Origin of the sequence: Micromonospora sp. KC721 (genome assembly GCF_004348355.1) — a bacterium.
GTDB lineage: Bacteria > Actinomycetota > Actinomycetes > Mycobacteriales > Micromonosporaceae > Micromonospora.
This window is the reverse complement of record NZ_SMJY01000141.1, coordinates 1-16,257: the sequence shown is the minus strand read 5'-3', so window position 1 is coordinate 16,257 and position 16,257 is coordinate 1. Positions and strand designations below refer to the sequence as shown.

The 16,257-nt window shown below is 70.0% G+C and carries 17 protein-coding genes and 3 pseudogenes; 12 read left to right on the top strand and 8 right to left on the bottom strand.

What is annotated here, in order from left to right:
• From E1182_RS21635 to E1182_RS33060, 3 genes and pseudogenes are all read left to right on the top strand, one after another.
• A partial coding sequence (locus E1182_RS21635; RefSeq protein WP_132268242.1) for a response regulator transcription factor occupies positions 1-432 on the top strand: 432 nt, incomplete at its 5' end.
• Positions 433-890: 458 nt separating this feature from the next.
• Positions 891-1,637 (top strand): site-specific integrase, encoded by a 747-nt coding sequence (locus E1182_RS21630; protein WP_207921471.1) that lies wholly within the window; start codon positions 891-893, stop codon positions 1,635-1,637.
• A 178-nt stretch (positions 1,638-1,815) separates the two neighbouring features.
• Positions 1,816-2,186: pseudogene (locus E1182_RS33060) on the top strand (Tn3 family transposase); the annotation flags it as partial.
• 526 nt (positions 2,187-2,712) lie between these two features.
• On the opposite strand, the gene E1182_RS21620 reads toward E1182_RS33060, so the two are convergent.
• A complete protein-coding gene (locus E1182_RS21620) occupies positions 2,713-3,768 on the bottom strand; it encodes a winged helix DNA-binding domain-containing protein (RefSeq protein WP_243706357.1) in 1,056 nt (351 codons plus the stop codon).
• A gap of 52 nt (positions 3,769-3,820) precedes the next feature.
• Positions 3,821-4,555, bottom strand: coding sequence for an alpha/beta fold hydrolase (locus tag E1182_RS21615; protein WP_132268238.1), 735 nt, complete (start codon positions 4,553-4,555; stop codon positions 3,821-3,823).
• Between the two features lie 81 nt (positions 4,556-4,636).
• Between E1182_RS21615 and E1182_RS21610 the strand changes: the two genes are divergently transcribed.
• The 3 genes from E1182_RS21610 to E1182_RS32410 all read left to right on the top strand — a co-directional run bounded on the left by E1182_RS21610 (position 4,637) and on the right by E1182_RS32410 (position 6,400).
• Positions 4,637-5,608 carry a YafY family protein gene (locus E1182_RS21610; protein WP_132268235.1) on the top strand — a complete coding sequence of 324 codons (972 nt, stop codon included), beginning with the start codon at positions 4,637-4,639 and terminating at the stop codon, positions 5,606-5,608.
• Positions 5,609-5,735: 127 nt separating this feature from the next.
• Positions 5,736-6,194: a recombinase family protein gene (locus E1182_RS31735; RefSeq protein ID WP_371687589.1), complete on the top strand. Its 459-nt coding sequence runs from the start codon at positions 5,736-5,738 to the stop codon at positions 6,192-6,194.
• Positions 6,191-6,400: a helix-turn-helix domain-containing protein gene (locus E1182_RS32410; protein WP_243706356.1), complete on the top strand. Its 210-nt coding sequence runs from the start codon at positions 6,191-6,193 to the stop codon at positions 6,398-6,400. The genes E1182_RS31735 and E1182_RS32410 overlap by 4 nt, the downstream gene beginning before the upstream one ends.
• Before the next feature lie 302 nt (positions 6,401-6,702).
• Here the strand turns inward: E1182_RS32410 and E1182_RS21600 are convergent, their stop codons facing one another.
• Together E1182_RS21600 and E1182_RS21595 are read right to left on the bottom strand one after the other, a co-directional pair.
• Positions 6,703-7,092 (bottom strand): cupin domain-containing protein, encoded by a 390-nt coding sequence (locus tag E1182_RS21600; protein WP_132268233.1) that lies wholly within the window; start codon positions 7,090-7,092, stop codon positions 6,703-6,705.
• A 35-nt stretch (positions 7,093-7,127) separates the two neighbouring features.
• On the bottom strand, positions 7,128-7,613 hold the full coding sequence (locus tag E1182_RS21595) for a GNAT family N-acetyltransferase (RefSeq protein WP_132268230.1): 486 nt from the start codon (positions 7,611-7,613) through the stop codon (positions 7,128-7,130).
• A 787-nt stretch (positions 7,614-8,400) separates the two neighbouring features.
• Here E1182_RS21595 and E1182_RS33055 point away from each other — a divergent pair.
• Positions 8,401-8,517 (top strand): annotated as a pseudogene (locus tag E1182_RS33055) (IS5/IS1182 family transposase); the annotation flags it as partial.
• A 340-nt stretch (positions 8,518-8,857) separates the two neighbouring features.
• Here the strand turns inward: E1182_RS33055 and E1182_RS21580 are convergent.
• Positions 8,858-9,283, bottom strand: coding sequence for a hypothetical protein (locus E1182_RS21580; protein WP_132268228.1), 426 nt, complete (start codon positions 9,281-9,283; stop codon positions 8,858-8,860).
• Positions 9,284-9,435: 152 nt separating this feature from the next.
• Here E1182_RS21580 and E1182_RS21575 point away from each other — a divergent pair, with 152 nt between their 5' ends.
• The 3 genes from E1182_RS21575 to E1182_RS21565 are packed head-to-tail and all read left to right on the top strand — an operon-like array spanning position 9,436 to position 11,735.
• On the top strand, positions 9,436-10,080 hold the full coding sequence (locus tag E1182_RS21575) for a DUF998 domain-containing protein (RefSeq protein WP_132268226.1): 645 nt from the start codon (positions 9,436-9,438) through the stop codon (positions 10,078-10,080).
• Positions 10,081-10,125: 45 nt separating this feature from the next.
• A complete protein-coding gene (locus E1182_RS21570) occupies positions 10,126-10,497 on the top strand; it encodes a YciI family protein (RefSeq protein ID WP_132268224.1) in 372 nt (123 codons plus the stop codon).
• Positions 10,494-11,735: an RNA polymerase sigma factor gene (locus tag E1182_RS21565; protein ID WP_132268222.1), complete on the top strand. Its 1,242-nt coding sequence runs from the start codon at positions 10,494-10,496 to the stop codon at positions 11,733-11,735. Before E1182_RS21570 ends, E1182_RS21565 begins: the two co-directional genes overlap by 4 nt.
• A 210-nt stretch (positions 11,736-11,945) precedes the next feature.
• Here the strand turns inward: E1182_RS21565 and E1182_RS21560 are convergent, their stop codons facing one another.
• From E1182_RS21560 to E1182_RS21550, 3 genes are all read right to left on the bottom strand, one after another.
• Complete coding sequence (locus E1182_RS21560; RefSeq protein ID WP_132268220.1) at positions 11,946-13,832, bottom strand: ABC transporter ATP-binding protein; 1,887 nt, start codon at positions 13,830-13,832, stop codon at positions 11,946-11,948.
• A gap of 149 nt (positions 13,833-13,981) precedes the next feature.
• Entirely contained in the window at positions 13,982-14,338 is a 357-nt protein-coding gene (locus E1182_RS21555; protein ID WP_132268218.1) for a hypothetical protein, read from the bottom strand.
• Positions 14,339-14,402: 64 nt separating this feature from the next.
• Entirely contained in the window at positions 14,403-15,320 is a 918-nt protein-coding gene (locus tag E1182_RS21550; protein ID WP_165942682.1) for a LysR substrate-binding domain-containing protein, read from the bottom strand.
• A gap of 20 nt (positions 15,321-15,340) precedes the next feature.
• Between E1182_RS21550 and E1182_RS33050 the strand changes: the two are divergent.
• Positions 15,341-15,814: pseudogene (locus E1182_RS33050) on the top strand (NAD(P)-binding domain-containing protein); the annotation flags it as partial.
• Positions 15,815-15,834: 20 nt separating this feature from the next.
• Positions 15,835-16,227 (top strand): NAD-binding protein, encoded by a 393-nt coding sequence (locus E1182_RS21540; RefSeq protein ID WP_132268214.1) that lies wholly within the window; start codon positions 15,835-15,837, stop codon positions 16,225-16,227.
• Positions 16,228-16,257 lie beyond the last annotated feature (30 nt).

Sequence of the window (16,257 nt, the reverse complement as noted above, 5' to 3'; positions counted from 1 at the left end):
CCACCCGAGGTCATCATCCTGACCACCTTCGACGCCGACGAGCACGTCCTCCGCGCGCTACGCGCCGGAGCCAGCGGCTTCGTGCTCAAACACACCCCACCCGCCGAGATCCTGCGCGCGATCACGCGGGTCGCAGCCGGCGAACCGATCCTGTCGCCGACCGTGACCCGACAGCTCATCGCCCACCTCAGCGACACCGGCGCCGTCGCCCGGCAACAGCACGCCACCACCGCGCTGGATCAGCTCAGCGAACGCGAACGCGAGGTCGCCATCGCCGTCGGGCACGGCAAGTCCAACGCCGAGATCGCCAACGAACTGTTCATGAGCGTGGCCACCGTGAAAGCCCACATCTCCCGCATACTCACCAAACTCAATCTCAACAACCGTACCCAGATCGCCCTACTCGCCCACGACGCCGGCCTCACCAGCTGACACCGGCAAAGCCTGGCCCCCGCCGGCACCCGGATTGACGGCCCCAGCCAAGCCGCGCCACCGCACGGATGAGGCGGCGAGCCCGTCGCCACGAATCGGGCAGCGGCCAGGGCGTGGGCGGGCAAGCCAGCCGACTCCCGCGGCCGACCCCCTCACCGCCAGACAGCTCAGGCAGGGCCATCGACCACTTCCTTATGCCAACTTCCGCACATCGGCTATGAGCGGGCGAATCTTGGCCGCCTGGCAACGCCCGTTCATCACGAAGGGTTACCGCGTCGAGATGACGGCCGGGCGTCGGACCGGCGGTGGCGGCCTGGCCGCGGTGATCCCATCTTCACCGGATAACGGCCTATTATCCGGTACATGGACGATCGCGCGGCGATCACGACCAGCGGCGCCACCCGCAGCGATCTTGCACGACTCGCGCACGTTATCCGGTACATCACCGGAGCGTCGCGGTGACCGTCGACAAGACCACGGTCACGGTGCGGGTCGCGGTCGACCGGTTCCTCGCCTCCGCCCACTGCCGGGTACCCACCACCCGCCGCTCCTACGGCAGCGTACTGGACCGTCTCGCCGACCACGTCGGCGCCGACCGGTACCTCGGCGACGTCACCGGCGACGAGCTCGCCGATACGCTCACCGCGCTGTGGGGCCAGTCCGCGGCGTCGACCTGGAACCAGCGCCGCGCCGCCATCGCGAACTGGTCGGCCTGGTGCACCCGCAACGGCTACCCCGCACCGGACCTGCCCGCCGCGGCGGAACGCCAGACCGAACGCCACGACGCCACCCGCTCCATCGACCGGGCCGCGATCGAGCGGCTGCTGACCCGCCGCGACGTCCCGCTGCGCGAGAAGACCTTGTGGCGGATGCTCTACGAGACCACCGCCCGCGCCGCCGAGATCCTCGCCCTCGACATCGCCAACCTGGAACTCGACGCCCGACCGCGCACCTGCTGCCCCGGCTCCTGCGCAGCCGCACCGCCGGCCCGGTCTTCCTGTCCGAACGCCGCCCCGGCCCGGCCCGCCGACCTCCGGCCAAAGACATCTGCCCGCACACCGGCCGCGCCCGTCTCGGCTACGACCGGGCCCGCGTCCTGCTCGACCACTACACCCGCACCAACACCTCGCCCGGCTGGAACCTGCACCAGCTACGCCACAGCGCGGCCACCCACCTCGGCGACACCAACGCCGGCCTACAACTGATCATGGCCAAGAATCGGTGGCACAACCCCCGCACCGCCATGCGCTACGTCAAACCCGGCGCCGTCGCCCTCGCCGAGGTCACCGAACTCCTCGACACCGCTCCACCCCGGCGTGGCTGACGCCGTCCACACCCTAGATCAACTGCTTAGCGTTGTTTTCGGGCTGGAAACTACGGGCGGCCCGGACCGCTGAGTGGTACTTCCGCCCCCGAGACGCTCGAAGCCCGCGAACGCCGCGGTGGTCAACTACCACCACCGGCTGCCGCTCACCCAGGCGTTCGGCGCCGGCACCCTGTCGTCCTCGGACGGACAGCGGTTCCCGGTCAAGGGCAAGTCCATCACCGCCCGGCACCTGTCGCGATACTTCGCCCGTGGGCAGGGCGTCTCCACCTACACCCACGTCTCCGACCAGCACTCCACCTTCGACACGAAGGTCATCGTCGCGACCGCGCCGGAGTCGCACCACGTGCTCGACGGGCTGCGGGGCAACGAGACTGACCTACCCGTGTTCGAGCACGCCACCGACACCCACGGCGCCACCCTGGCCAGCCGGGTGTCATTGCTCAGCTACCGTGACCGCGCCATGAGCGACACGGCTCACCAGCAGCGGCAGCGGGACGCCGAACGAGAGGCGGAACGAATCCGCAGCCTGCTCCGACAGCACGGCGGCCACGAGTACGACCCCAGCCGCGAAGAGGACACTACGAAGGCGGCTTCGAGGTCGCAGTCGGGAAAATGGAGGCCCTCATCGCGTTGGCGGTTTCCAGTCGAAGAGATCTTCGCCGCTGTTGCCGACGATCCGTTCGACGAGTGGGTACAGAGGCCGCCAGAAATCTTCCACCTCACCCAAGCGTGACGATGAACGAAAGGCGTACGGCAGGCTTCTTCAGCACCAGGTCCAGCGTGACTGCCGCGGCCGATCGACAAGGTCTGGCGATGGTCACCAAGTACGAGCAGTCCTGGTACTTCGGCAGCCACTTCGTCGTCGCCGCCGAACTCCGCCGTGGAGCAGCGTTTCGCTACCAGTTCCCGAGACGGTCACGTCACCTACATAACCGGCCCGGCCGGCCTGCGCTCTACGGTTCGATGAGTGCGGTGGAGCGCAGGAAGCGCGCGACGGCAGCGGTTTCCGTGTCGACTTCGGTCTGGATCTGAGGTGGCCAGGGCTGGAACGGCTCCACCTGGATCGTGCGTCCGCCTGAGCGGCGCGTCCAGGTGGCGACGGCCAGGCCGTCGGCGACTACGGTAGCTCGGATGGTTCCGCCTCCGGGCCAGACCCGGGCTTGGTGGGCCGCGGGGACGCAGCCCTCGCGGGTTTGGGAGCCGGTCAGGTAATTGTCGTAGGCCGGGAGCAGACGTACGTCGGGCGTGCGGGGCGTGTCCAGGGGCTGGTGGCCGTGTCGGGCGAGCGCGGTCAATCCGGCGTCCGTGGTGATCGTGCCGGATTGCGCGAGTTTCTTCCATGCGCTGCGTGCCCAGGTGATGGGTAGCCCTGACCAGGCTGCGAAGTCTTCGACGCCTGCGGGCGCGAAGGCGATCAGGTAGCGGCGGGCAAGCTCGGCGAGGGCGGCGTCCTGCTCGAGGTGACTTCCGGTGCTGGGCAGCCAGTCGAGCAGGACGTAGGTGGTGTCTGCGGCGCGCTGCGGGCCGTGGCAGATGATGCCGGCGAGTGCCGCGTGGCGGATCAAGTGGAAGGGCGCCTGTCCGTCAGGGGAAATGCCGAGGACGGTGAGGTGTTCGGTCAGCTCGGCTCGGGTCAGCGGCCCGTGCGTGCCCAGTACGCGTCGGATCAGGTGGTCGGCGCGCTGGCGTAGGTCGTCGTCCAGGCCGAGCTGCTGGTAGCGGCGGCTCGTCGCCGCGAGGAAATGCGGGCCGAGCAGGCGCAGCGCCCAGCGGGCGTCCTCGCCGGGGATGGTGTGCAGGGTGCCGCGCATGAACCAGTTGCGGACGATGCTTGTCTCGTCCTCGTACGCGGTGCGAATGGCGCTGGCCGTGATGTCGCGGCCGCGCGCGCGGATGCCGAGGTCGGCTGCCGTGGCGTCCTGCGCCTGGATGGCGAAGACCCGCCGCACGACCGCCGCGGCGGAGTCCTCCCGGACGCCGTCGGCCAGTGCTTGCGCGCGGGCGCGCATCCGGCGGACGCGCTCCTGGTGAAGCATCGGACGCATCTGCTGCTCTGCGCCGTCAGGAGACGGCCGAGCCGAGAACGTGTGCGAGTTCGGCTGGGGCCGACAACATAGGCCAATGCCCCGTCGACAGGTCGAAACGCCGCCACGGCGGCTGGTGGAGGAACGCCAACATCGGCACCCCGGCGTCCAGCAGGTTCTTGAAGTCGTTGCAAGCGACCAGGACGCGGTCGACGTCTGGGCTGGGTTCGGCCGGGCCGGCGAGCCGCTGCTCGAAGGTGCCGAACGGCTGGGAGGTGGCACCTGCGCGCAGAAGCCCCCGCTTGTTCTCGTCGAGTCCGTAGAGGCTGCTGGACAAGCCCAGGACGTCAAAGGGCGGCATCGGCAGCCGCCACCCGTCGCCGAACTCTGCTACCTGCTGGCGCAGCTGGTCGACAGCCTCGGGTGGCATGAGGTCAAGCATGCACATGCCAGCGGCGAACGGGGCGCTGTCCACGTAGACCACACGCTCCAGCCGATCGCCAAGGCGCCCGGTGGCCCCGGTGACGGGAGCAGCTGCGTAGCTGTGGGCGACCAACGTGACTTCGCGCAGATCGCGTCGCTCGACGAAGTCAGTGATGTCCGCAATATGGGTTTCCAGGTCCGTCTCCGGGGTGCCCCGGTCGGCGTACTCGCCGAGACCGGTCAGCGTCAGCGGCAGCGCCGTATGCCCGCGCTCGCGCAGAGCCTGCGCGGTGTCTTCCCAGGCCCACGCGCCGAGCCAGGCGCCGGGAACGAGTACGAAGGTAGCCATGTGATCTCCCTGAAGTGAGGTGCCGCCGCGAGCGTAGGATCAATACAGGACAAGTTCCGCCCTGAAATGGTCGAGTGATCCATGTCGCATCCCCTCACCCGCGTATTGACCCTGCTGGAACTCCTCCAGTCGCACACGCGGCTACCCGGCTCCGAGCTGGCCGATCGGCTCGGCACCGACGTCCGCACCGTGCGCCGATACGCCGCGCACCTGCGCGAACTTGGCATCCCGGTAGAGGCCGAACGAGGACGCCACGGCGGCTACCGCCTGGCCCGCGGCTACCGGATGCCACCCTTGGTGCTCACCAACGACGAGGCCCTCGCCGTCGTCGTGGGCCTGCTTGCCGCTGAGCGGCTGGGCATGAGCATGACCACCCCCGCGAATTCGGGCGCACTGGCCAAGATCGAACGCGTCCTACCGCACAGCCTGCGGGAGCCGCTGGCCGCCATGCGAGAGACCTTGTCCTTCACGACGAACGCGGTGACCGCACAGGCGCCCGAGACGAGGGTGCTGCTGGCCCTGGCCCAGGCGTCGCGCGCCCGCACCACCGTCGGCATCAGCTACCTGTCCTGGCACCAGGACCAGACCGAACGTGACCTCGATCCCTACGGCGTCGTCTTCCATCGCGGCCGCTGGTACGCCGTCGGCCGCGACCACCGGCACGACAGCCTACGGACCTTCCGCATCGACCGCATCGCATCAGTCACGACCCGCACGCAGACCTTCACCGCCCCCGACGACTTCGACCCCGTCACCCACCTGACCTCGGCACTGGCTCAAGTGCCCTACCGCTGGGACGTCGAGGTTCTCATCCACGGCCCGCTGGACGACATCGCCCGCCGACTGCCCCGCTCCGCCGTGACACTCACCGCAGACGCCGCCGGTGTCTTGATGCACGCAAGGGCAGAGCGCCTGGACGGAATGGCCCACCTGCTCGCCTCCCTGGAATGGCCCTTCACCATCCACCGACCCGACGAACTACGGCAGGCCCTGAAGAACCTGGCCGACCAGCTCACAGCAGCCGCAGAGCGAGCACCGGGACAACCGTCGTAGCGGGATGCCGCGACCAGCTCACGCCCGAGCCCTGGCTCGATCATGAAGGTGCCGGAGCTCGGACAGAATCGCGCGATGAGCAGGCAGTCGCCGATCAACGGCACACGAGGGCGTCTCCCACGGGCGGATTGACAAACTACGGAAGTCGACATCTCGTGTCCGGCGCCGCGACTCGGATCGGTGTCATGTCCGAGAAACGATCGTTTTCCAGCAAGCCGCGCTCACCGCGGCCGGCTGCGCGAAGTGCTTCTTCGACAAGGCCAGCGGCAAGAACGCCGACCGGCCCGAGCTGACCAAGGTGTTCGAGTACATCCGGCCCGGCGACGCGCTCACCGTCGTCTTCCTCGACCGGCTCGGCCGCTCCCTGGAAGACCTGATCACGATCGTCGGTCGGCTCAAACGGCTCAACGTCGGCTTCCTGTCCCTGCACGAGAAGCTCGACACCACCACCCCCGGCGGGATGTTCGTCTTCCACGTCTTCGCCGCCCTGGCCGAGTTCATCCGCACGATCATCGTGGCCACACCAACGAGGGCCTGGCGGCCGCCCGCGCCGGCGGCCAGCGCCTCGGCCGGCCGCCGGCGATGACCCCGGAGAAAGTCGCATACGCGCTGCATCTGCTCGGCGAGCCGGACCGCACGATGACCTCGATCGCGAAACTGCTCGGCGTCTCCCGCAGCACCCTCTACACCGCGCTGCCCGAACTGCAGGCCGCCAAGCGCGGGCTGCGGCGGGCTGGACGACGTCCTCGCCCAGCTACCGCCGGACTCCCGGCCCGGGCCGCCGACGGTTGACCAGTACGACGCCCTGCTCGGCGGGACCGGACGGTGACGGCGCTGACCTCGAATCCCACCTACCGGGATCCCAGAGAAACGGCAAAGCGACTCTCAGCAGGCCACCATCTTGAGGCAGCACCCCAGGTGCCGGCCTAGATCAACTGCTTGGCGTTGTTTTCGGTCTGGAAACTACAGGCGGGCCCACCGGTGAAAAAGCCACCGTTGTGGCAGCGACCGCCTCGGGTGCGGTCGCCCCTGCGACCGCACCCGCCACCTCATGACCGGCCGGCACGAGCGTCGGCGCACGAGGCGTGGTGGTCTCAGAGAGGGTGCCCGGTGGTGACGTCGACGTGCTCGGGCACCTGTTCGTGCCGGTCGCCCACCGTAAGAGTGCCCGACGGTTCGAACATCAAGATCGACGCGCCGTCCACCGAGGACGGCCGGTGCTCCACCCCACGCGGTACCACGTACACCGCACCCCGGGGCAGCACCACCGTCCGCTCCCGGCCACCCTGCCGCAGCGCGATGCGCAGTTCCCCGTCAAGGACCAGGAAGAACTCGTCGGTGTGGTCATGGGCGTGCCACACGTGCTCACCAGCCACCTTGGCGATTCGCACGTCGTAGTCGTTGACCCGAGTCACGATCCGTGGGCTCCACAGTTCGTCGAACGCGGACAGGGCGGCCGCCACATCGATAGGTTCGTCGCTCACCGGCCCATCATGCCGCAGCCCGGCAACCAGGCGGGTCACAGGAAACGGTGCATCACGTGCAGACCCACCCGCCCGCGGTTCGGATGCGCGAAGGCCTCCGGCACCGTGCCCACCACGGCGAACCCCAACCGCCGGTACAACCCCACAGCGACCTCGTTGCCCTCGACCACCGCGTTGAACTGCATCGCCGCGTACCCGTGTGCACCGGCCCAGGCCAGCGCGTGCACCGCCAGTGCCCGGCCCGCGCCCCGACCCCGCGCATCGGCGGCGACCATGAAACTGGCCGTGGCGACGTGCCGGCCGGGACCCGGACGGTTGGGGCCCATCTTCGCCGTACCGAGCACTCGGGCGCCGTCGACCGCCACGACGGTACGCCCCGGCGCGGCCTCCACCCACACCTCCCGCAGCACCTCGGCTGGCCACGCCGGGTCGTACGGGAAGGTGTCACCGGCCCGCACGACCTCCTCGACGATCGTCCGCACCGCCGGCCAGTCACCCTCGTCGAACCCCCTGATCAGCACCGCGGCAGGCTAGGGGGGCAGCGCTGTGGTCGCAACCGGATTGATTCCCACGTCCCACGCGGGCAGGTCCAGGGTGATGCGCGCGCAGGACGTCGGGCGCGTCGAAGATCTCGCCGGCGGCGACACCGGCCGTTCTGATCTGCCCCGTGAGGATGCGGTGCGCCGCCTCCACCGCGAGCGGCGCCGTGACGGCGTAGCTGTCCTGGCCGCGGGCGACCGCGCCGCCGCACACCGCCTGCCTGTACGACGACGTCGACGCGGAAGGTCTGCCCGGACCGCCCACGCCGGGCGGCGGCCGGCGTCGGTGTGTCCGGGGCAGACAGCTAGGACGGCCACCCGATGTTCGTGGTTCAGTAGCCGCTCCTCAGGCGTGTGCGTGGGCCATCGGGGTCGACCCAATCGTGGAGCGGAACCCGTCCACCGACGTCGACCTCTTCATCAGGTCGGGTGGGCCGTTTGTCAGACCGGTGGTCCGGCGTATCAGTTGCGCGAGAACGTGCCAGCAGCGGGACCGAACACCGCTCACTGGACGGCATCAGCGCCGTTACAACAGAACAGACATTATGGTGTCCCTCCGTTATGCCCGTTATGCCCTACTGCATTACTGGATTATCATTACCAGTAATGCAGTAATCTCGGCACTCGTTCACCGTGGATGCGATGCTCCCCTGGCCCGCATCGCCTCTTGGGCGGCACCAACGTGTTGTTACGCGGCGTCTCTGCCATCGCGTCCGCGTCTCGCTGTTGTGTTACCGCATGCACAACAGCTTGCGAGAACGTGGCGGTCGACACGTGCGGACTTCTGCTCGCGGTCCTGGTCACCGGCGCAGACGTGCAAGACCGCGACGGCACCCGGCCGCTGCTGCGGGCCGATCGCTCGTGTTTCCCGAGCATCCGGCTGATTGGACCATCGCGGCGTGGTGCTCGGGTGTTCGTTCGTAGTCGCGGACGGTGCGTCGGCAGCGGTCGATCCAGGAGAACGTGCGCTCGACCGCCCAGCGGCGGTGTGGGCACGACGAACGTACGGAGTGCTGCACCCCCGGGGTCCAGTGTTCGTGGCTCAGTCTCTGCCGCGGGCATCGGAAGGGACGGCGGGTGGCTCTCGCCGACAACGGAACGACGCTGGCCACGGTAGCCACATCCGCCCCGACGAGCGCCCGGAACCCGAAGAGGCATGACCTGTCGGTTTACGCGAGGGTCACCGTCCTCTTCGGCCGTGCCGGGCCACCGTCGGTTCGATGCTCTCAGATCCGGGTCATGGTGCAGGTGTATCCGCCGCCGCCGGGGTAGGTCCATTCGCCGGTGACGGCGGTGCCGTCCGAATTGAAGCTGCCTTGGTAGTAGGCGGGGCTGCCCTTGGCGCCGGCCCAGATGGTGAGCGTGTCGCCGGTGAGTTCGTAGACGTAGTCGAACGTGTTGCCGGTGGCGTCGTAGAACCGCGAGACCACGTCTGTGCTGGCGGGCTCACCGAACGGGCGCAGGTTGCCGATCACCTCCAGGCCGGTGACCGGCTGGCCGTACTGGTTGAGCTCGACGTGCTGCAGGAGGAAGAACCGGCCGGGCATCCATTCGTACCGCACGGTCCCATCGGCACCGCCGGTCACCTTCCAGGTGCCGACCAGGCGATCCAGGGCCTGCAGTTCGGCGCTCGGCTGCGGGTTGTCAGTCATTGGTCCTCCTTGGTGAGTGCTTGCCGCTACCTCGGAAGCGACCCCCGCCCCTTGACATCCATTGCCTGTGACTCAGACCACACAGGTTGGCTGTCGAGATCGCCGGGTCGGTTCCGAGGTAGCGGCAAGAAGCCCACCGAATGGAGGAAGCCATGGCCACCATCGCTGTTCCCGCCGCCCGCACCGTTCGCCGCCGCTCCGGGCGCCTGCTGCTGGCCGGTGCCCTGGCCGGGCCGGTGTTCTTCGCCTCGGCGATCATCCAGATGCTCACCCGTGCGGGATTCGACATCACCCGGCACCCGATCAGCCAGCTCGCCACCGGTGATCTGGGTTGGATCCAGATCACCACTTTCGTGCTCGCCGGCCTCGGCGGACTGGCGCTGGCCTTCGGGATCAAGCGCACTCTCACCGACGGGACCGGTCGACGTGCGCTGCCGGTTCTCGTGGGAATCTTCGGCGTCGGACTGATCGCGGCCGGCGTGTTCACCATGGACCCGGAGTACGGCTTCCCGGTCGGCACTCCCGACGAACCGGCCGCCCAGATGTCCTGGCACAGCGTCGTGCACTCGGCTGCGGCTGCCGTCGCCTTCACCGCGCTGGCCATTGCCGCCATCGTGCTCACCGTCCGCCACGTACGCCGCCGGGCCGTGCTGCCCGCCGTGGCGAACGGGGCCGCCGCGCTGGTCCTGCTGCTGCCCATGTCACCGGATCACATGAGCATCCAGATCGCCGTCAACGGCCTGGTCGCCTTCACCTGGACGACCGTCCTCGCCCTGTGGCTGCGCCGCGCCGCGTGAGGCGACGTAGCGTAGCCGAGAGAAACGATCACCAAGAGGACGACGATGAAATACCTGCTGCTCAGCTACACCCCGGCCGCGGCCTGGGACGCCGCGACCGCCGACACCCCCTCCGAGGAGGCCCTGGCCGCGTTCGCCGCGTACCAGAAGTTCGAGCAGGAACTGACCGCGACCGGCGAGTTCGTCACCAGCGAGGGCCTGGGCCACCCGGCGGTCAGCACCACTGTCCGCAAGACCTCGCACGGGGTGGTGGCCACCGACGGACCGTTCGCCGAACTCAAGGAGGTCCTGGCCAGCTTCGCCGTGATCGACGTGGCCAGTCACGAACGAGCCGTCGAGATCGTCACCAGGATCGTCGACGTGCTCGGCGAGCCGATCGAGATCCGGCCGATCATGGGTGAGGATTTCATCGCATGACCCCGGACGTCGAGCGCCTGCTGCGCACCGAGGCGCCGCAGGTGCTCGGCGCGCTGGTACGCCGCTTCGGCCGCTTCGACCTCGCCGAGGACGCGGTACAGGAGGCGCTGCTGGCCGCCAGCCAGTCGTGGCCGGTCGACGGTGTGCCGGCCAACCCGCGCAGCTGGCTGATCCGGATCGGCTACCGCAAACTGGTCGACCTGCTGCGCTCCGAACAGGCCCGGCGCCGCCGCGAGCAGCAGGCCGCAGCGGCCGACCTGGCCATGCGGGAACCGGCCCGCCAGGCCCAGCCGGCGCGGGAGACCGACGACAGCCTCACCCTGCTGCTGTTGTGCTGCCACCCGGCGCTGAGCCTGCCCTCCCAGGTGGCACTCACTCTGCGCGCAGTGGGCGGCCTGACCACCGCCGAGATCGCCCACGCCTACGGCACGACCGAGGCCACCATGGGTACCCGGATCAGCCGCGCCAAACAGCACCTGGCCCGTGCCGGCGCGCGCTTCACCGCCCCCACCGATGCCGACCGGGCCAGCCGGATCACCGCGGTGATGCACGTGCTCTACCTGATCTTCAACGAGGGCTACACCGCCACCACCGGCAACACGCTCTCCCGCATCGACCTCACCCAGGAGGCGATCCGGCTGACCCGCATGCTCCGGCAGGCCCTGCCCGACGACGCCGAGGTGGCCGGGCTGCTCGCGCTGATGCTGCTCACCGAGGCTCGGCACACCGCCCGTACCAGCCCCGACGACGAACTGGTGCCGCTGGACGAACAGGACCGCACCCGGTGGAACACCGACCTGATCCGCGAAGGCACCACCCTGATCGACAGCGTCTGGCCGCGGCGGCAGATAGGCCCGTACCAACTGCAGGCGGCGATCGCCGCCGTCCACGCGGCGAGCATGTCACCGGAGCAGACCGACTGGCCGCAGATCGCCGCGCTCTACCTGTGGCTGGAACGACTCAACCCCACCCCTCCGGTACGACTGAGCCGGGTCGTCGCGGTGGCCAAGGCGTACGGGCCGGCCCGAGGACTCGCGCTGCTGGACGACCTCAACCGCCGGTACCGCCTGAACCAGGAGCCACTGACCCGGCAACGCGAACGCGTCGTCCGCGCACACCTGCTCCAGCTGACCGGTGACACGGCCGGCGCAGCCACCCTGTACCGCGAAGCGGCCTCCCTGACCGACAACCAGGTCGAGCAGCGGTACCTGCTCGACCGTGCCCACCGGCTCAGCTGATCCGGCAGGGCCCGTGTGTGGCTTGCAGACCGCAAACAACGCTGAGACCGGAGGGGACTGATCACGGTCGGCTCCCGGCTGGGGCATACCGTCCGTTTGGCAGCACATGGGGGCGAGAGACCCTGTTCAACCCCAGCAACCGAGCGCCCTCGCCGCAGCCCTACCGGTCGCGCAGGCCGGCGCCTGCGCCCGACTGTGCTCAGCCGCGACCTACGCGGTCGTCGGGATCCGCGTCGCGGACACCAGCCGGGCGGGGACGCCGTCCCGATCGGCGCCGGTGCCGAGGAACCCGCCCGACTGCCGCGACCACAGCTGCGCGTACAGCCCGCCACGTTCCCGCAGCTCGGCGTGGGTGCCCTGCTCGACGATCCGGCCGGTGTCGAGGACCACGATCCGGTCCATGCGGGCGATGGTGGACAGCCGGTGCGCGATCGCGATCACGGTACGGCCGGCCATCACCTCGTCGAGCGTGTCGTGGATGGCGGCCTCCGCCTCGGAGTCCAGCGCGGACGTGGCCTCGTCCAGGACCAGGATCGGTGCGTCCCGGTAGAACGCGCGGGCCAGCGCGATCCGCTGTCGCTGGCCACCGGAGAGGCGAACGCCGCGCTCGCCGACGTGCGCGTCCAGGCCGGTTCGGCCGTCCGCGTCCCGCAGCGTCGCGACGAACCGGTCGGCGGACGCCCGGCGCAGCGCCGCCTCGATCCGCGCGTCGTCGGCGTCGTCGGGACCGGCGATGTTCTCCCGGACCGAGCGGTGCAGCAGCGTGGCCTCCTGGGCGACCATGGCGATCTGATGGCGCAGGCTCTCCTGGGTCACGTCCGTGATGTCGGTGCCGTCGATCGTGATCGTGCCGGACTCCGCGTCGTGGAACCGCAGTAGGAGACCGACCAGGGTCGACTTGCCCGCGCCGGAGCGGCCGACGACGCCGACGCGCTCCCCGGCGGCGATGTCGAGACTCAGCCGGTCGAGCCCACCCCCGTCCCGACCGTAGTGGTGGCTGACCTGCGAGAAGCTGATGGCTCCGCCCCTCAGCCGCAGGCGGGTCGCCTGCGGCTTGTCGGCGACCGCGAGCGGTTGCGCGATGGTCCGCAGCGCCCGCCGCAGCGCGCCGACGGACCCGAACAGCGACGACACGGCATCCAGCAGCCACTCCGCCATCGCGGTGATCCGGAAGCTGAGCGCCAGCGCGGCCGCGACGAGACCCAACGGTGCGGCATCGGTACGCCACAGCGCGATTCCGTATCCGACGAGCCCGACGAGCAGCGCGCTGCCGAGCGCCATCATGGCGCTGTTGATCGTCACCTCGACCCGCTGCAGGTCCAGGTGCGCCCGCCGGGCCAGCGCGAACACCCGACGGTCGTGCGCGGTACGGGAGTCCTGGCCGCCGAGCAGCGCGAGGGTGTCGACGTTGGCGTACGAGTCGACGAGCAGGCCGGTCAGCGCGGACTCCGCGTCCTGCAGCCGCTCGGAGGCGCGCCGGTAGCGCGGCACCGCCCACCGCATGAGCAGCACGTACGCCAGGATCCAGACGCCCAGCGGCAGCAGCAGGCGTACGTCGATGGTGGACATCAGCCACACCGAGCCGGCGATGTAGGCGATCACGAACACCAGCGTGTGGATGACGGAGTACGCGGCGGTGCTGGCAGCGTCGCCGCCGTCACGGACCCAGGTGGCGATGCGTCCGGCGAGGTCGTCGCGGAACCAGCCGACGGACTGCCGGGACACGTGCCGGTGTGCCCGCCAGCGGGCCAGCGGGCGGGCGTTGGCGCGGAACGCGATGTCGTCCAGCGCCTCGCCGACCACATTGACCAGTGGCCTGACCAGGAGCACCACCAGGGCGACGAGGAGCAGTTCGGTGCCGTGGTCGGCCCAGAGCGTGTCCGGGCTGCCGGCGGCGAGCGTGTCGACCAGGCGGCCGGCGTACCCGATGAGCCACACCTCGATCGCGGCGCACAGGATCGTGGTGGCGACGGCCGCGGCCACGACCGGGCGTAGCGGCCGCAGTTCCGTCAGGAGGAACCGCCGTACGGTGCCGGCCGGGGTGCGGTTGTCGTCGGTCGGGAAGGGGTCAACAGGGTTTTCGAACAGACCTAACACGAAGTGCCTTTCTGGCGGCGGAGACAGACAGGGAACCCGGGAAACCGCCGGACGTCCTCATGATCGATCTCCTCTTCGTGTCGGGTGGTCGGGTGCTCCTGGCGAGGTTAGGCGAGTTCGTGGGGAGACGCCGCTCAGTTTCCGACGACTTAGCGCAGCCGCCCCCGGCACTCGGCGACGAACGGTGGATAGGTGTGCCAGTAGTAGGAGATGCCGCTGACCGCCACCCCGATCGCCCAGGCCCGCGCCCGCGTCCAGGTCACGTCGTCGAGGCTCAGGGCGTCCCAGTACGTGGGTGCCGCGCGTAAGGAGACCCGGGACGAGGCCGCCCGGTCGGGGGTGCGCGGTACGCGCACAAGAAGATCATCGCCGAGCCGGTACGTGGTGTTGTCCGTGCCGGCGCCCGCTGGTGACAGCGGCAGGGCGGCCCACTGTCGGCACTGGGCCGCCAGCAGCGACCGGATGGTTGCCTCGTCGACCGGAACCTGGTCCTGGTGCAGCGCCATCCGGTGATCCTCCGTGGGCGGATCTGATGGGCCACCGAACTCTCGACGGGTCCGTCGAGGACGGTCAGCCGGGCTCTGGCGCGGGCGCGAGCCCGGGCGCGAGGGTGGCGGCGGTGCGGGCGAGGACGGGCAGGAAGTGGTCCCGGGCGGCGTGGTGACGTCCGGCAGTGACCGCGAAGATGTCGCGTGCCGCCGCCCACGCATCGGTGACGGGAACCAGAGTGACGTCGGGCGGCGCGGCGCTGGCGGCGACCGCGGGCACCGCGGTGACGGCCAGTCCCGAGGCCACGAAACCGAACTTGGTGGTCCAGTCCGATGCCGTGAAGGCGATGCGCGGTGCGAAGCCACCGGCGGGGGCGAGGGCTCGGGTGGCGTCGGTGGCGGAGGGCCCGGCGATCCAGGGTTCGTCGGCGAGGTCGGCAAGGCTGAGGGCGCGGCGGCCGGCCAGGTGGTGGGTGCCGGCCATGGCGACCAGGAGGCGGTCGGTCATGAGGTGGTGCCAGCACAGCTTGCCCGGGTCGGGCGGGTGTCGCGCCGGGGTGCTGATGATGACAAGGTCGGCCTCCGCGGCGGCCAGGCGGGTCAGCAGGCGGGGTGTGGGCCCTTCGACCAGGGTCACGCTGACGCCGGGGTGGGTGGAGCGGAACGCGGACAGGGCGCGCGGCACCAGCGCGGCGCCGGCGGTCGCGAACGCCCCGATGGTGAGCTGGCCCGTCTCGGCGGCCCGCACGGCCGCCAGTTCGCGGCGGGTGCGGTCCATCCGATCGAGGATCGCCTCGGCGTGTTCCAGCAACCGCTGCCCCTCTTCGGTGAGTTCCACGCCCCGGGCGTGCCGATGCAGCAACGGCGCCGCGAACTCGTGTTCGAGCAGGCCCATCTGCCGGGAGACGGCCGACTGGGTGTAGCCCAGGGCGGAGGCGGCGGCGGTGATCGACCCTCGCCGTACCACCTCCCGAAAGGTTTGCAGCAGGGTCAGTTCCATGGCAGACATGTTCTACGGGCATGGCTGCCATGAGCAACATTCGCTTGTTCGATGGCTTGAACGCTCCTAGCGTCGACGGCATGACGCACATCGCCGTGTTGGGCACCGGTGCCATGGGTGCCGCAATCGCCCGACGCCTACTGGATCGGGGTCATCGGGTCACGGTGTGGAACCGAACCGGTCACCGCTGCACCTCCTTGGTTCATGCCGGAGCCGCGCCCGCCGGCACCCCTGCCCACGCCGTCGCGGAGGCCCAGGTGATCATCACGAGTCTGCGGGACGCCGAGGCGGCCGACGCCGTCTGGTTCGGTACGGACGGTGGGGCCACGGCCTTGCGCCCGGCTCAGGTGGTAGTGGAGACCTCGACCGTCGGACCGGATGCGGCTCGGCAGGTGGCGGCGCGGCTGCCTGCCGGGGTGACCTTCGTCGACGCGCCCCTGGTCGGCAGCGCCGACGCGGTCGCGGCGGGCACCGTGCAGATCCTCACCGTGGGCCGTGGGAAGAGGTCGCCACGGTGCTCCACGACCTCGGCTCCGTCCACCCGGTGGGCGACGTGGGCGATGCGGCAGCGGTCAAACTCGCCGTCAACGCCGCGTTGGCCACGGCCGTCGTGGGGATCGCCGATGCGCTCACCGTCGCCGACGCCACCGCGATCGCCCGTGAGGTGGTCCTCGAAGCCCTGGCACGTGGACCGCTGGGCGCGGTCGTTGCCCGTACCCAGGCGACCGGGGCCCGCTTCGGTATCAGGCTGGCGCACAAGGACGCCGAACTGGCCCTGCGGGCCGTCACCCGCGACGGGCGGGCCGCGCCGGCGTTGCACGCCACCGCACAGCAACTGCGCCACCATGTCACGCACGGTCTCGCCGAGGCCGACATCAGCCGTCTGGTACGAAGGGAAATGCCGTGAGCATCATCGTGGACAACCCCGCCGGAACCC